Below are 14728 nucleotides of genomic sequence, written 5' to 3'. Positions count from 1 at the left end.
AACGCGCAGGGCTATGTGCGGGCACTGGAGGAGATGTCCGGGGCGCCGATCTCGGCGATCGGTGTCGGACCGGGCCGGGACGAGACGATCGAGGTCCACTCGTTCCTGTAGGCCCGGGGGACCGTGCAGGGCAACCGCTTCCGCACGGTCCGTGGCCGGTGCACCGGTGCACCGGCCACGGACCGTGCGGGCGCGCGGAGCAACCCCCGTGGGGCCGTGTCGCCCGCGTCTCGTAGGCTCGGCGGCCATGAGCGACGGGGAATCCGGCAGCCGGGTCATCGACGGGCGCTTCGAGCTGGAGGCGCGGCTCGGTGGCGGCGGTATGGGCCTGGTCTGGCGGGCGCGCGATCTGGTCCTGCACCGGGCCGTGGCGCTCAAGGAGGTACGGCCGCCCGATCCGGGTCTCGCCGAGTACGACCCGCAGGGCGCGGCGATGCTCCGGGCCCGGGTGCTGCGTGAGGCACGGGCGCTCGCCCGCGTCGACCACCCCAATGTGGTGACCATCCACCATGTGGTGGACGGCGGGGAGCACGGCTACCCGTGGCTCGTCATGGAGCTGGTGACCGGCGGATCACTCCATGACCGGCTGGAGAAGGGCCCGCTGGCTCCCGCCGAGGCCGCCCGCATCGGCCGCGAGGTGCTGGCCGCGCTGCGTGCCGCGCACGACGCCGGTATCCAGCACCGGGACGTGAAGCCCGCAAACGTCCTGATGCGCCCCGACGGGCGTCCCGTCCTCACCGACTTCGGTATCGCGGCCATCAGGGAGTCGACGGCGCTGACCGCGACCGGGTCCGTCATCGGCACGCCCGACTACATGGCGCCCGAGCGCATCTCCGGCGAGGAGGGCGGCCCGGCCTCCGATCTGTGGTCGCTGGCGATGATGGTCTACGTCGCCGTCGAGGGGCGTCATCCGCTCCGCAGGGGCAGCACCCTCGCGACGCTGGCGGCCCTGCTCAGCGAGGAGCTTCCGCCGCCCCGCCAGGCCGGGCCGCTGACCGGCTTCCTGAACGCCGCGCTCGTCAGGGACCCGGCCTGCCGGGTGGACGCGGACACCGCCGACGGGATGCTCGCGGCGGCCGCCGAGGGCCGGGACACGGTTCCCGGTGCGCCGAGTCCGCCGACCGCCGGAAGCCGGCAGGGTCAACCGGGTCAACCGGGCTATCAGGGTCAACCGGTTCATCCGGTTCATCCGGTTCATCCGGGGCGGCAGGACCCACCGAGCCCACAGAGCCCACAGAGCCCTCCGAGCCCACAGAGCCCTCCGAGCGCGCCGGGCGAGCCGAGCCCGCCGAAGGTCCCGACTGCTCCGGGCGGGGCCGGCGGAACCACGTCCTACCGGCTGCCGCCTCCGCCAGGGCGGACGGCCCCACCGGAGGCGGCTCCGGCCGGCTTCGGGGCGCCCCAGGGCTTCGGGCCGGCGGCTCCGCACGGAGCCGATCCGGGCCCGATCGGGCCGCCGACGCCCGACCCGGCCGACCCCGCACGGCAGCCACCACCGGGACCAGGCGGCCTGGCGGCGGGCCGGGCGAGGGGCCGGGGCGCGATCGCCGTGTCCGCCGCCGCGACCGTGCTGGCAGGCGCCCTGGTGTGGACCCTGTTGCCGTACGGCGGAGGCAAGAGCAGCGGAACGCCGGCGAATTCGCCCCGCTCGTCCTCGCCCGCGGCACCCGCACCGCCCGAGCCGTCCGCCTCGGCGTCGGCGCGGGTGTCCCAGGCGGACGCGAAGACCGATCTGCTGACTCCCGACGGCATCCGGACGGCGGTGAGCGAGATCAAGGCCGCGACCGGGACGGACCGCGCGGCCGACTTCACCGTCTACCCCGACTACGTGTCCGCGGAGATCATGCTCAAGGGCAGCGGCGCCAAGTACGACGGCTACACCTACCGCCCGGACGAGGGCGTGCAGAAGAGCCTCATCGGCGGCGCTCTGATCGGCGGCCAACGCCCGTTCAATTTGGACGACTTCGACTGGGACGTCCTTCCCGCCCTGCTGGGGCGGGCGGAGAAGGACCTCAACGTGAAGCGGCCGACAATGCGTTACGTCCTGGTCCGCCCTTCCGACGACACCTTCGGCACCCCGCTGGGACTGGCCGTCTACCGCGTGGACGACCATGTGGTCGGCTATCTGGAGGCGGATCCGAAGGGCAAGGTCACCAAGGTGATCCCGGCCCAGGACTGAACGGTCCTGATCGCTCGGCTACGTCCCGGCGGCCTGGCCGACGAACGCCGCCCAGGCCCCGGGGGCCACGGTGAAGACCGGGCCCTCGGGAACCTTGGAGTCGCGGATGTGGACGGCGTGGGGGCAGGCGGCGACCTCGACGCACCCTCCGCCGCTGTCGCTGCTGTAGGAGGACTTGTGCCAGTCGAAGGCCACTTCGATGCACTCGCCTCCGCCGCTGTCGCTGTAGCTGGACTTGAACCAGCGCAGGGTGCTGCTCATCTCTGCTCTCCTGCCAACTGCTCGATGAGGCCCAGTGATTCGCGGGGGCCCAGGGCCTGTGCCCGGATCTTCGCATACCGCTGAGTCAACGTACTCACCTTCGCGGGCTCCTTGATCAGCAGGCTCTCGCCCTGGACCTCAAGGAAGACCAGGTGGTCGTGCTCCGGGGTCTCCACCAGCTCCATCGCGCCTCGATCGCCGGCGTACTCCCCACCCAGCCCCGCCTCCAGCGGCAGCACCTGCAACGTCACGTTACGCCGCCGCGCGCACTCCGCAAGGTGCCGGATCTGGCCACGCATGACCTCGTGGCCGCCGATCGTCCGCCGCAGTACCGACTCCTCCAGCACCACCTCGATCAGCGCCACCGGCTGCCGCTCGAACAGCGTTCGCCGCGCCAGCCGCGCCTCGACCAGCTCCTCCACCCGCTGCTCCGGCAGCGGCGGATACCCGCCGCCGATCAGGGCCCGTGCGTACTCCTCCGTCTGGAACAGCCCGTGCACCACGAGCGTCGCGTACAGATGGAGCCCGACCGCCTTCTGCTCCAGCAGCGCGTAGTCCTTGAACTGCGCCGGGTACTTCTCCAGCCGCACGTACGTCCTCGCCTGCTCGAAGATGTCCATCCCGTCGCCGAGCACCCGCTCCAGTTGCACCAGCATCGCGTCGCTGGCCGGCTGCGTGCCCGTCTCCATCGCGCTCACCGCCGAACCCGTGAAGCCGATCTCCTTCCCGAGCTGTTCCTGCGTCCAGCCTTTCCGCACCCGCAACTTGCGGGCCACGTCCGCGACGAGCCGTGCCGTCGGACCCGCCAGTTGTTTGTTCTCCGCTCGCGCCATTGCGATCACCATTCGACTCGACCGGACTCAACCGGTCACTATCCGTCCCCGCCGAATTCAACCTTGATCAAGGCAGGTTCGCGCAGGTCAAAGAGTGTCCGACCTGCCTCGCAAGGCTATGGAGAACGCTATCCGGCCGACGCCACACTGACCCCGTGAATACGGATAATCGACGAGTGAACCTGGCGCTGAACCTGGACTGGATTCCGGTCTCCGGATTTCGGCTCCGCAAGGCGGGAGTGCATTTCGACGCCGTGCGCGTCGACGGCGACGACGGACGCCGGCTGGCCGATGTCATGGACCGTATGACGGGCGGGGACCCCGGTCCCATCGTCACCGAGGCGAACGGCTCCCGCGGTGTCTACTTCCTGCTCCCGGCGGCGAGTACGACGCACCGTTCATGGCCGCGCGGGGTGACCCGTTACAACTCCGGGTCCGGCAGCGTCGGTTACGTGCCCGTCCCGGCGCTCGAGGGGCTCACCTGGCCGCTGGCCTGGCGTGTGCCGCCCGTCGTGGACGGCCGCTTCGTCCACCCGCTGCTGCTGCGTACGGCGGCCGTCGAGCTGCTGGGCTGACGCCGTCCGCACCCCGGCGACCCCGCGCTGCGGGAGCGGTTCCGCGACGCGTCGCCCGGGTGAGGGCGACACATCGCCCAGGAAAGTGGCGCAGGCCATACAAGGTGGCCATGTCGGCCCCGGCAGGTGTCTCCCTAACCTGGCCGCATGACCCCTCATGCCGAACCCGATCCCCAGGCCGGCGCGGCCGTGAAGGCCGCCGACCGCGCACATGTCTTCCACTCGTGGTCCGCCCAGGGCCTGATCGACCCGCTCGCCGTGGCCGGCGCGGAGGGTTCGTACTTCTGGGACTACGAGGGCAACCGCTACCTCGACTTCACCAGCGGCCTCGTCTACACCAACATCGGCTACCAGCACCCGAGGGTCGTCGAGGCGATCCAGGAGCAGGCGGGGCGACTGACCACGTTCGCGCCGGCGTTCGCCCTCGACGTGCGCTCGGAGGCGGCGCGCCTGATAGCCGAGCGCACGCCCGGCGACCTAGACAAGATCTTCTTCACCAACGGCGGCGCCGAGGCCGTCGAGAACGCGGTGCGCATGGCCCGTCTGCACACGGGCCGGGCGAAGGTGCTCTCGGCGTACCGCTCGTACCATGGCGCCACCTCCACGGCCATCAACCTCACCGGCGACCCCCGCCGCTGGGCGTCCGACACCGCCTCGGCGGGCGTCGTCCACTTCTGGGCGCCGTTCCCGTACCGCTCGCCGTTCTACTCCTCGACGGAGGCGGAGGAGTGCGCGCGGGCGCTGCGGCACCTGGAGGACACGATCGCGTACGAGGGCCCTGCGACCGTCGCCGCGATCGTCCTGGAGACCATCCCCGGCACCGCGGGCATCATGACCCCACCGCCCGGGTACCTCGCGGGCGTCCGCGAGATCTGCGACCGGCACGGCATCGTCCTCGTCCTCGACGAGGTCATGGCGGGCTTCGGCCGCACGGGCAGATGGTTCGCTGCGGAGCACTACGGCGTCGTGCCCGATCTGCTGACCTTCGCCAAGGGCGTCAACTCCGGCTATGTGCCGCTCGGCGGCGTCGCCATCTCCGCCGAGATCGCGGCGACCTTCGACAAGCGCCCCTACCCCGGCGGCCTCACCTACTCCGGCCACCCGCTCGCCTGCGCGGCCGCTGTCGCGACGATCCGGGTGATGGAGGACGAGAAGGTCGTCGAGCACGCCGCCCACATCGGCGAGACCGTGCTCGGCCCGGGGCTTCGCGCGCTGGCCGAGCGGCACCCCTCGGTGGGCGAGGTGCGCGGTCTCGGCGCGTTCTGGGCCCTTGACCTGGTGCGCGACCGCGAGACCCGGGAGCCGCTGGTGCCGTACAACGCCTCGGGCGACGCGGCCGCGCCGATGGCCGCCTTCGGTGCTGCCTGCAAGAGGAACGGCCTGTGGCCCTTCATCAACATGAACCGCACTCACGCCGTCCCCGCCTGCAACATCACCGAGGCCGAGGCCAAGGAGGGACTGGCGGCCCTGGACGCGGCCCTGACGGTCGCCGACCAGCACACCGTCTGACGCGACCGGGGCGGCGGGTCGGAGAGCCGGTGGGGCCGGCGGGGCCGGCAGGGTCGGCGGGTCGCCCGCGGGGCCGGCAGGGTCGGAGGGTCGGCGGGTCGCCTGCGGGGGCGGCGGGTCGGGGGCGGGTCGGGGGCGGTGGCTCCCTGTCGGCCATGGCCCCGCGGCCGACAGGGCGGGGGAGAGCACCCCGGCCGGCACCGGCGGTCGCAGGCCGCCTCGGGGCTTAGGGTGTCGGTCACACCGGACGGAGGAGACCGAGCCATGCCCGCGAGCGGAGCTGTCACACGCAACACCCTGCGGCAGCAGATCGCCGACGCGTTGCGGGACGAGGTGCTGGCCGGACGGCTGCGGGCCGGGCAGCAGTTCACGGTCAGGCAGATCGCCGAGCAGTACGGCGTCTCGACCACCCCCGTCCGCGAGGCCCTCGTCGACCTGGCCGGACAGGGCCTGCTCGACTCAAGCCAGCACCGCGGCTTCCATGTGCGCCGCTTCTCCGCCGAGGACTTCCGCGGCATGATCGAGGCCCGTTCGCTCATCGTCGACGCCGTCTTCCGCGAAGGCGGCGTTTCCCGCGCCCAGTCGGCGTCGGCCGCGGCGCTGGTCTCCGTACGCCGCCGGGCGAAGGAGGCCGCACGGGCCGCCCACTGCGGCGAGCTGAACGTCCTCGTCGGCTACGACCTGCGGTTATGGCGCGAGTTTGGGGCCCTCATCACCAACCGCCATATCGCCGACTTCCTCGATCGGCTCAGGGTGCAGTCCTGGGTCTTCGCCGTGCCCCGGTTGCGCGACGAGCCCGACCTCGGGGACTGGCTGTGGAGCGGTCACGAGCAGCTCGTCGACGCGATCACACGGGGCGACGCCCCGGCGGCACGGACGTTGATCGCTGCGGACGACGAGCTGGCCCTGCACTGGGCGGAGCGCCCGGAGCGGCGCCCGGACTGACTGCGGGACTGGCTGCGGGACTGGCTGCCGGGCTCAGGGCCGGGTTCAGGGCCGGAATCACGGGCGGGCCGGTCGGGAGCGCGCCGGTGGAGGAGCCGGATGGGTGCGGTACCACGATCCGGTGCCGGGCCGGTGCCGGTGCAGAGCCGGTGCCTGCCGGATTCGGACCGGGTGGGAGCGGAGCGGCACCGGCGAGCCCCCTGCCCCTGCCCTTGCCCCTGCCGCGCCCGCGGGGAACCGGTGGGCCCGGGGCTGCGCGGACCGGCCCGAGGATGGGTATGGGACGTACAGCCCCCCCGGCACGGTGCCGCCGCCCGGGCCGGACCGGTGTCGGGGACGGTCGTCTGTGCGGGATGTGCCGGGAGCACTACGCTGTGCCGACCGTCGCACAACCTGCTACGACTCCGATGGAGAGCGAGCCCGTCTTGGCCTGTGACCTCTGGCTGGTCCCCCTCGTCGATGTGCTGTGCCACAGCCCGGACAACCCCTTCGCCGAGGAGATCGCGTCATACGACAAGGCCCTCACCGAGGCCGGTCTGCCCACCGTTCCCGTGTTCGCCTACATGCCCGGCCTCTCGGGCGATGTCGCCCCGGTCGCCGGCTTCGACTACGACGCCCTGCACTTCCTGCGCAGGGCGTACCTCCTCCAGCTCTGCGGGCTGGCGGTGACGCCCGTCGACGAACTGGGCGGCGACTACGAGCAGCTGCTGGAGATGTTCGAGTCCACGGCCCAGCAGTCCCACCTGGTGTGGCACTACGACCACGCCGGCGCCTATGTGCCCGTCGACTTCCCCGAGCCGCTGTCCAACGAGGAACTCCTCGCCGGCGGCGGGCCGCTGGGCTCCTCCCAGGGCCTGTTGCGCGAACTCGAGTACGTGGCCCCGTCCATCGGTATCGACCCCGCCAACCCCCCGTCCGCCCCGGCTCCGCCCACCCGTCCCACCTCCCTGGAGGAACCGGCGGGCCCCATCCCCCACGACGACAGCCCGTTCGCCCGTGAACGCCACGTGTGGCTGGGCCTGCACGCGGCCGCGACCCGCAGCCTGGGCCAGGGATCGATGATCATCTTCAGCTGAACACCCGGCGTCCGCCGGACGGTCCGGTGCGTACCGCCGCGGGTGTGCCGTACCACCGCTCGCTTCGCGCGACCGCCCGTGCCCGGTCTCCCACGAGTTCCGTACTCCTGCTGTTCCGCAGCCCGCTCTCCTCTTCCGCCCCCGTTCGCGGCAGAGACCCGTGACCCGTGAACGTGACCCGTGATCCGTGATCCGTGATCCGTGGGTCACCGTCTCCGCGGCCTCCCCGGTGCCCGACGGCGTCCCGCCCAAGGCCGGCGCGGCACCGAGAATCAGCGGCAGGGTCAGGACGGGCGTCAAGGCCACCGCAGCCATGGGCACCCGGCTGCCGGACGCCACGCGGTTCGCGCACCAGTGCCAGTGGCCACGGCCCTCCGCCGAGCCTCCTATCGAGCCTCCGGCGGCCGCTGCCTCGGCATGTTCGGCCGGGTCGGCGGGTGCGGCAGGGGGAAGCGGCCCGATGACGGAGGGACATGGTCCGGGCGGGACGGCATCGGCGACGACTGCATCAGCAGCGGTGCCGGGCCGGCGCGGAATTCGAGCATCCAGTCGGCGGTCTCGGTGCGGACCAGTTCCGTCAGGTCCTCCGAGAAGCGGCGCAGCACGGTGAGGCACCGCTCCGCCGCCTCGCCCGCAGTGCCCTCGGTGGGCCCGAGGACCTCGCGGACGCTCTCGGAGGCCCAGTCGAACTGCAGAGCCTGGAGGCGGCGGTGCACGGCCTGGGCCGCTGCCATGTCCCTCGTCCAGCCCGAGGTCAGGCCGAGGTACCGGTCGCCGGCCACGCAGGCCGCGGCGAGCAGCAGTGACAGATACCCCCATCCCGCCGCGCCGGGCAGCGTTCGCGTCAGGTCCAGCAGGGGCAGAGCCGCGCCGGCGAGCACCCCCAGGACCGTGCCGGCGCGCAGTGCGCGGGCGCCACGGCGCTTGCGCACGCGGTCGTCCAGATACCACTGCGCGGTGCGCAGCGCATCGGCCTCCACCCAGCGGTACAGCTCGTCGAGGCGCTCCGCGGGCTCGCCCCAGTCGCCGAGCGGGAACGGCCCTCCGGCCAGATCCCGGTCCCGGTCCCGGTCCCGGTTCTGGGCTCGGTCCCGGCGCCGGCCGCTTCCGGGGTCCGGGGCGCCGCCGGTCTCCGGGGCCCCGGCCCCGTCCCCCTCCCGGGCCGACCCCCCAGGCTGCATCTCCGGCTGGCTCACCGGTGCACTCCTCTGCGCTCTGCGTGACTGCTGCTGCGTGACTGCTGCTGTGCGTGGTTGCGGCTCTGTGTGACCGCTGTGGCCGCTGCTGTGCCTGAATGCTGCCGTGCCTGACTGCGGCGCGTTGGTGGCCACGGCTGTGTGTGGCCGCCGCTGTGTGCAGACGCGGCCGGGCGTGACTTCTCTACGGGACTTCTCTGCGTGACTTCTCTGCGGGCCTGCTGTGCGGGACTGCGGCGATGTGACCATGCGCGGTGCGTGCTCAACCGACACGGTCCCGCTAACCCTGCGTGACGCGCCATGCACGCGGGGGTCCTGGTGCCCAGGGTCTTCCTACCGCCGAACGGTGGGCCGGTGGAGCGGAATCCCCGTAAATCCGCCCCGACGAGGGTCCTGATCCGGTAAAGGAGGGGCGCGCCCCCGGAACCGGAAGTCACTCGAAAGAGTTGGTGCCCACTGGCCGCGGCATGCGGTCCCCCGACCGCGTAGGCTCGGTTTACCGAACAGTCGACGTCGAAATGCCAGGAGTGACCGTGATTCCCGGTGGTGGCCAGCCCAATATGCAGCAGTTGCTTCAGCAGGCCCAGAAGATGCAGCAGGACCTCGCCCGTGCGCAGGAGGAACTGGCGGGAACCGAGGTCGAAGGCCAGGCGGGCGGCGGTCTCGTGAAGGCGACCGTCACCGGCTCCGGCGAGTTGCGCGGCCTCGTCATCGACCCCAAGGCGGTCGACCCGGACGACACCGAGACCCTCGCCGACCTCGTTGTCGCGGCCGTCCAGGCCGCCAACGAGAACGCACAGCAGTTGCAGCAGCAGAAGCTCGGCCCGCTCGCCCAGGGACTCGGCGGCGGCGGGATCCCGGGGCTCCCCTTCTGACGCTCCTTCCGCGCCGGCCCTGACCCTGGTCGGACCGGACCGACTACCGTGACCACCGAAGCGCTACCAGAGAGGCGTTCCGTTGTACGAAGGCGTGGTTCAGGACCTCATCGACGAACTGGGCAGGCTGCCCGGCGTCGGTCCCAAGAGCGCGCAGCGGATCGCCTTCCACATCCTCCAGGCCGAGCCGGTCGACGTCCGGCGCCTCGCCCACGCGCTGCTCGAGGTGAAGGACAAGGTCCGCTTCTGCACCGTGTGCGGCAACGTCGCGCAGCAGGAGCAGTGCGCCATCTGCCGTGACGCGCGCCGCGACCCGGCGGTCATCTGCGTGGTCGAGGAACCCAAGGACGTCGTCGCGATCGAGCGGACCAGGGAGTTCCGCGGTCGCTACCACGTCCTGGGCGGCGCGATCAGCCCCATCGAGGGCGTCGGCCCGGACGACCTGCGTATCCGCGAGCTTCTCGCGAGGCTCGCGGACGGCGCGGTCACCGAGCTGATCCTGGCCACCGACCCCAACCTCGAGGGCGAGGCGACCGCCACGTACCTGGCGCGTATGGTCAAGCCCATGGGGCTGAAGGTGACGCGTCTCGCCAGCGGGCTTCCCGTTGGCGGCGATCTGGAATACGCCGACGAGGTCACGCTCGGGCGTGCCTTCGAGGGGAGACGACTGCTCGATGTCTGACGCAACGCTGCACTCCGTGACGCAGGACCCGGACGATTTCGCGGTCCAGATCGCCGACTCGATCGAGAGCTTCATCGTCGCCACCACCGAGGTGGCGCGGGGCGACGAGCCGGACAGCGCCGTGCCGTTTCTGCTGCTTGAGGTCTCCCAGCTGCTGCTCACGGGGGGCCGGCTGGGCGCCCATGAGGACATCGTCCCCGAGGAGCGCTACGAGACCGACACCGGACCCGACCTGGACGTCGACGACCTGCGCGAGCGGTTCGCCCGGCTGCTCGACCCGGTCGACGTGTTCTCCGAGGTCTTCGACCCCTACGAGCCGCGCAAGGCCCCGGTGCCGTTCCGGATCTCCGACAACCTGGCGGGCATCGTCACGGAACTGCGCCACGGCCTGGCCCACTACCGCGCGGGCCGCACGACCGAGGCGCTGTGGTGGTGGCAGTTCTCGTACTTCTCCAACTGGGGCCCGACCGCCTCCGCGACGCTGCGCGCACTCCAGTCGCTGGTCTCCCATGTGCGCCTCGACCAGCCCCTGGATGAGCTGGACGGGCTGGACACCGACGAGGACCTCGCCGAGGACGACCTCGCGGAGGAGGCGGGGCGCGTGATGGCGGAGGAGATCGCGGCGCCGCTCGGCCTGCGGAGGGCGCCCGCGCCTCGATGACCGCGCTCCGCAGACGGCTGCGGGCGGTGGTGTCTCGGAGGGCGGCGTGGTGACGATTCGCCGACGCGGCGGCAAGGATGCGGCGAGGGCGCGGCGGGTGCGGCGGGCGCGGCCCCAGGGCTCGGCGGTGACGGCGATGACGGCGGTGCGGCGCCCAGGGCGCGGGCGGTGACGGTTCGGTGCGGTGACGGGCGGCGCCCCGAGGGCGCGGGGGTGGGCGCGGCCCCCGGGCCCCCGGGCGGGCTGGAGACAGGTGCGGCGACGACGTCCGCGGGCGCGTTCCGGTGCCCGGACGGGCCCCGGCGGGATGTGACACCGCCCACAGAGCCGCGTACCCCTCGGCCCCCTGGGCAGGTGCATCCCGGGCGGCCCGGCCCTGCCGAAGATCACGGAGTGAGCGGGACATCTCACGATGTGGTATTGCGGTGGTGATTCCGGGCTGCTCGCTAAACTGACGCGGACCGCAGTGCTGACTGCGGCACAGACGAGCGAGGAGCGTACGTGGGCCTTGTCGTGCAGAAGTACGGAGGCTCCTCCGTTGCCGATGCCGAGGGCATCAAGCGGGTCGCCAAGCGGATCGTCGATGCCAAGAGAAACGGCCACCAGGTGGTCGTCGTGGTTTCGGCGATGGGTGACACGACGGACGAGTTGATCGATCTCGCCGAGCAGGTATCCCCCATCCCTGCCGGTCGCGAGTTCGACATGCTGCTGACCGCCGGGGAGCGGATCTCCATGGCCCTGCTGGCGATGGCGATCAAGAACCTGGGGCACGAGGCCCAGTCGTTCACCGGCAGCCAGGCAGGTGTCATCACCGACTCGGTCCACAACAAAGCGCGCATCATCGATGTCACGCCGGGCCGGATCCGGACGGCGCTCGACGAGGGCAACATCGCCATCGTCGCGGGCTTCCAGGGCGTGTCCCAGGACAAGAAGGACATCACCACGCTCGGCCGCGGCGGCTCGGACACCACCGCCGTCGCGCTGGCCGCGGCGCTGGACGCCGAGGTCTGCGAGATCTACACGGACGTCGACGGCGTCTTCACCGCCGACCCGCGGGTGGTGAAGAAGGCCCGCAAGATCGACTGGATCTCGTTCGAGGACATGCTGGAGCTCGCCAGCTCCGGTTCCAAGGTGCTGCTGCACCGCTGCGTCGAGTACGCACGCCGCTACAACATCCCGATCCACGTCCGCTCGTCCTTCTCGGGGCTGCGGGGCACCTGGGTCAGCAACGAACCGCACGCCGAGCAAGGAGCCCGCAAGGTGGAGCAGGCCATCATCTCCGGAGTCGCCCACGACACCTCCGAGGCGAAGATCACCGTGGTCGGCGTCCCGGACAAGCCGGGCGAGGCAGCCGCGATCTTCCGTGCCATCGCGGACAACGAGATCAACCTCGACATGGTGGTGCAGAACGTCTCCGCCGCCTCGACGGGCCTCACCGACATCTCCTTCACCCTGCCGAAGACCGAGGGCCGCAAGGCGATCGACGCGCTCGAGAAGACCAAGAGCGCCATCGGCTTCGAGTCGCTGCGCTACGACGACCAGATCGCCAAGATCTCGCTCGTCGGCGCCGGCATGAAGACCAACCCGGGCGTCACGGCCTCCTTCTTCGAGGCGCTGTCCGACGCCGGGGTGAACATCGAGCTGATCTCCACCTCCGAGATCCGGATCTCGGTCGTCACCCGCGCCGACGACGTCAAGGAGGCCGTCAGGGCCGTCCACACCGCCTTCGGCCTCGACAGCGACTCCGCCGAGGCCGTCGTCTACGGAGGCACCGGCCGGTGACGGTCCGGCGTGCGACGGCGGTCGCGCGATGAACCGCAAGCCGGCACTCGCGGTCGTGGGCGCGACCGGAGCCGTCGGCGCGGTGATGCTCCAGATCCTGTCCCAGCGCGCGGACGTCTGGGGTGAGATACGCCTGGTCGCCTCACCGCGCTCGGCCGGCCGCAAGCTGGCCGTCCGCGGCGAGGAGACCGAGGTCGCCGCCCTCTCCGAGGAGGCCCTGGCGGGCGTCGACGTCGCACTGTTCCTGGTGCCGGCCCCGGTCGCGGCCGAGTGGGCGCCGGTCGCCGTCTCCCAGGGCGCGGTGGTCGTGGACAACTCGGCCGCCTTCCGGCTGGATCCCGGCGTCCCTCTCGTCGTCCCCGAGATCAATCCGCACGCCGTGCGGCTCCGGCCGCGCGGCATCGTCGCGAGCCCGGGCTGCACCACCCTGGCGATGATCGTCGCGGTGGGCGCGCTGCACGCCGAGTTCTGCGTGGACGAACTCGTCGTCTGCGCACTCCAGGCGGTCAGCGGCGCCGGGCAGTGCGGTGTCGAAGCGCTCCGCACCCAGCTCGCGCTGGTAGCCGACACCGAGCTCGGCATCGGCCCCGGCGATGTGCGCCGGGCGGTCGGCGACGGACTCGGACCGTTCCCCGCGCCGACGGCGCTGAACGTGGTCCCCTGGTCCGGGACGCTCGTCGAGGACGGCTGGTCCTCCGAGGAAGCCGCGATCCGGGCCGAAACCCGCAAGCTCCTCGACCTGCCGGAACTCCGGGTCTCCGCGACCTGTGTCCGGGTACCGGTCCTCACCACCCACTCGGTCTCGGTGCACGCCCGCTTCGAGCACGAGGTCACCGTCGAACGAGCCCACGACATCCTCGCCACCTCGCCGGGCGTGGTGCTCTTCGACGATCCGGAGTCCGGTGAATTCCCCACCCCCGCCGATGTGGTGGGCACCGATCCGACCTGGGTCGGCCGCGTCCGGCGGGCCGCGGACGACCCGAGGGCCCTCGATCTCTTCGTGTGCGGGGACAACCTCCGCAAGGGCGCGGCCCTCAACAGCGCTCAGCTCGCCGAGGCGATCGCCCGGGAATTCTGAGCCGAGTGTCGGTCCCCCTTTGTAGGATCTATGGACTCCCTGTGATCAGACAACCAGGACGTGCCACTTGAACTGGGGCGATGGCATGTCCGACGATGCATTCGCGCCACTGTGCAACCGGTTGCTGTGCGGGGAGCGCCTGTGCGGTCGCCCCTTCGCGGTGCCCGCGACAGCCATGACGAACGGGGCATAGGGGGAGATCGAGAGCTCATGAGGGCATGCGGTGCACCGTCACAAGCAGTGGTGTGGGCGTACAACCCTGAGGGGGGCAGCCGCGTCCAACAGTCGTGGCAGAGGTACTCGACATCAGCGCGGTGGTCCCGGTCCGCGGGGGGGCGTTCGTCCCGGCCCGGTCCCCGGGCCTGCGTCCGGCCCGTGGCGCGTGCCGGACGCAGGCCCGCGGCCCCGTGGCGCTCCCGCTCCGTTCGCCCCGTCCTTCTCCTGTTCCGGGCAGGGCCTCCGGCGGCGGGATGCCGGTGATCGCTCCCATGCCGGCCGCTCAGCCCGCCCCGATACCGTCGCAGCGCGGGAGTGCGGAGGAGACGGTGGTGGCGGGCACCACCGTCGACCACCTCACCGAGACCTACCGCGCGCACTACCGGTCGCTGCTCGGGCTCGCCGCCCTGCTGCTGGACGACACCGCCTCCTGTGAGGACGTCGTCCAGGAAGCGTTCATCCGGGTCCACTCGGCGCGCCGCCGCGTCCGCGACAAGGAGAAGACCCTCGCCTATCTGCGGCAGACGGTCGTCAATCTGTCGCGGTCCGCGCTGCGTCGGCGGATCCTCGGGCTGAAGCTGCTGTCGAAGCCGATGCCGGACATGGCGAGCGCGGAGGAGGGCGCGTACGACCAACTGGAGCGGGACGCCCTCATCAAGGCGATGAAGGGCCTCCAGCGCCGCCAGCGCGAAGTGCTGGTGCTGCGCTACTTCGCCGATATGACGGAGGCTCAGGTCGCCAAGACGCTCGGTATATCGCTCGGCTCGGTGAAGGCGTACGGTTCACGCGGCATCGCGGCGCTCCGCGTCGCCATGGGGGCCACGGCATGACCGAGCACGAACACGGGTGGGGCCGGTGGC

15 protein-coding genes are annotated in these 14728 nt (G+C 71.7%); 12 read left to right on the top strand and 3 right to left on the bottom strand.

Features of this window, described 5'->3' with window-relative positions:
* Both SCWH03_RS30010 and SCWH03_RS28045 read left to right on the top strand, forming a co-directional pair.
* Nucleotides 1-111 (top strand): adenylosuccinate synthetase (locus SCWH03_RS30010; protein ID WP_173267700.1); only part of this gene is annotated, 111 nt, incomplete at its 5' end.
* Nucleotides 112-247: 136 nt separating this feature from the next.
* A complete protein-coding gene (locus tag SCWH03_RS28045; protein WP_173267698.1) occupies nt 248-2179 on the top strand; it encodes a serine/threonine-protein kinase in 1932 nt (643 codons plus the stop codon).
* A gap of 18 nt (nt 2180-2197) precedes the next feature.
* Here the strand turns inward: SCWH03_RS28045 and SCWH03_RS28040 are convergent, their stop codons facing one another.
* Both SCWH03_RS28040 and SCWH03_RS28035 read right to left on the bottom strand, forming a co-directional pair.
* Entirely contained in the window at nt 2198-2440 is a 243-nt protein-coding gene (locus tag SCWH03_RS28040) for a DUF397 domain-containing protein (protein ID WP_173267696.1), read from the bottom strand.
* A complete protein-coding gene (locus SCWH03_RS28035) occupies nt 2437-3273 on the bottom strand; it encodes a helix-turn-helix domain-containing protein (RefSeq protein WP_173267694.1) in 837 nt (278 codons plus the stop codon). The genes SCWH03_RS28040 and SCWH03_RS28035 overlap by 4 nt, the downstream gene beginning before the upstream one ends.
* A gap of 176 nt (nt 3274-3449) precedes the next feature.
* Between SCWH03_RS28035 and SCWH03_RS28030 the strand changes: the two genes are divergently transcribed.
* The 4 genes from SCWH03_RS28030 to SCWH03_RS28015 all read left to right on the top strand — a co-directional run bounded on the left by SCWH03_RS28030 (nt 3450) and on the right by SCWH03_RS28015 (nt 7378).
* Nucleotides 3450-3848: a hypothetical protein gene (locus tag SCWH03_RS28030; protein ID WP_254077091.1), complete on the top strand. Its 399-nt coding sequence runs from the start codon at nt 3450-3452 to the stop codon at nt 3846-3848.
* A gap of 147 nt (nt 3849-3995) precedes the next feature.
* Complete coding sequence (locus SCWH03_RS28025; protein ID WP_173267692.1) at nt 3996-5357, top strand: aspartate aminotransferase family protein; 1362 nt, start codon at nt 3996-3998, stop codon at nt 5355-5357.
* A gap of 264 nt (nt 5358-5621) precedes the next feature.
* Nucleotides 5622-6302: a GntR family transcriptional regulator gene (locus SCWH03_RS28020; RefSeq protein WP_173267690.1), complete on the top strand. Its 681-nt coding sequence runs from the start codon at nt 5622-5624 to the stop codon at nt 6300-6302.
* Between the two features lie 425 nt (nt 6303-6727).
* Nucleotides 6728-7378 (top strand): putative DNA-mimic protein, encoded by a 651-nt coding sequence (locus SCWH03_RS28015; RefSeq protein WP_109295291.1) that lies wholly within the window; start codon nt 6728-6730, stop codon nt 7376-7378.
* Nucleotides 7379-7764: 386 nt separating this feature from the next.
* On the opposite strand, the gene SCWH03_RS28010 is transcribed toward SCWH03_RS28015, so the two are convergent.
* Nucleotides 7765-8574 carry an SLATT domain-containing protein gene (locus tag SCWH03_RS28010; protein WP_173267688.1) on the bottom strand — a complete coding sequence of 270 codons (810 nt, stop codon included), beginning with the start codon at nt 8572-8574 and terminating at the stop codon, nt 7765-7767.
* A gap of 533 nt (nt 8575-9107) precedes the next feature.
* Here SCWH03_RS28010 and SCWH03_RS28005 point away from each other — a divergent pair.
* The 6 genes from SCWH03_RS28005 (at nt 9108) to SCWH03_RS27980 (ending at nt 14698) form a co-directional block, all read left to right on the top strand.
* Nucleotides 9108-9449, top strand: coding sequence for a YbaB/EbfC family nucleoid-associated protein (locus SCWH03_RS28005; RefSeq protein ID WP_173267702.1), 342 nt, complete (start codon nt 9108-9110; stop codon nt 9447-9449).
* Between the two features lie 82 nt (nt 9450-9531).
* Nucleotides 9532-10131 (top strand): recombination mediator RecR, encoded by a 600-nt coding sequence (recR, locus tag SCWH03_RS28000; RefSeq protein ID WP_173267687.1) that lies wholly within the window; start codon nt 9532-9534, stop codon nt 10129-10131.
* Nucleotides 10124-10792 (top strand): DUF5063 domain-containing protein, encoded by a 669-nt coding sequence (locus SCWH03_RS27995; protein ID WP_173267685.1) that lies wholly within the window; start codon nt 10124-10126, stop codon nt 10790-10792. Before recR ends, SCWH03_RS27995 begins: the two co-directional genes overlap by 8 nt.
* A gap of 501 nt (nt 10793-11293) precedes the next feature.
* Complete coding sequence (locus tag SCWH03_RS27990; RefSeq protein WP_173267683.1) at nt 11294-12574, top strand: aspartate kinase; 1281 nt, start codon at nt 11294-11296, stop codon at nt 12572-12574.
* A 28-nt stretch (nt 12575-12602) separates the two neighbouring features.
* The gene (locus SCWH03_RS27985) at nt 12603-13652 is read left to right on the top strand and encodes an aspartate-semialdehyde dehydrogenase (protein WP_173267681.1); all 1050 of its coding nucleotides are present in this window, start codon (nt 12603-12605) and stop codon (nt 13650-13652) included.
* 287 nt (nt 13653-13939) lie between these two features.
* A complete protein-coding gene (locus tag SCWH03_RS27980) occupies nt 13940-14698 on the top strand; it encodes a SigE family RNA polymerase sigma factor (RefSeq protein ID WP_254077090.1) in 759 nt (252 codons plus the stop codon).
* Nucleotides 14699-14728 lie beyond the last annotated feature (30 nt).

The sequence above is a fragment of the Streptomyces pacificus genome (assembly GCF_011766325.1).
In the GTDB taxonomy this organism is placed as follows: domain Bacteria; phylum Actinomycetota; class Actinomycetes; order Streptomycetales; family Streptomycetaceae; genus Streptomyces; species Streptomyces pacificus.
The sequence above is the reverse complement of the archived record's forward strand: the minus strand, read 5'-3'. Positions and strand labels throughout refer to the sequence as shown.

Coding starts and splice junctions, on each gene's coding strand:
- SCWH03_RS27995 (WP_173267685.1), top strand. CDS start 10,124: ATGTCTGACGCAACGCTGCACTCCGTGACGCAGGACCCGGACGATTTC.
- SCWH03_RS28020 (WP_173267690.1), top strand. CDS start 5,622: ATGCCCGCGAGCGGAGCTGTCACACGCAACACCCTGCGGCAGCAGATC.
- SCWH03_RS28040 (WP_173267696.1), bottom strand. CDS start 2,440: ATGAGCAGCACCCTGCGCTGGTTCAAGTCCAGCTACAGCGACAGCGGC.
- SCWH03_RS28025 (WP_173267692.1), top strand. CDS start 3,996: ATGACCCCTCATGCCGAACCCGATCCCCAGGCCGGCGCGGCCGTGAAG.
- SCWH03_RS27985 (WP_173267681.1), top strand. CDS start 12,603: ATGAACCGCAAGCCGGCACTCGCGGTCGTGGGCGCGACCGGAGCCGTC.
- SCWH03_RS28035 (WP_173267694.1), bottom strand. CDS start 3,273: ATGGCGCGAGCGGAGAACAAACAACTGGCGGGTCCGACGGCACGGCTC.
- SCWH03_RS28045 (WP_173267698.1), top strand. CDS start 248: ATGAGCGACGGGGAATCCGGCAGCCGGGTCATCGACGGGCGCTTCGAG.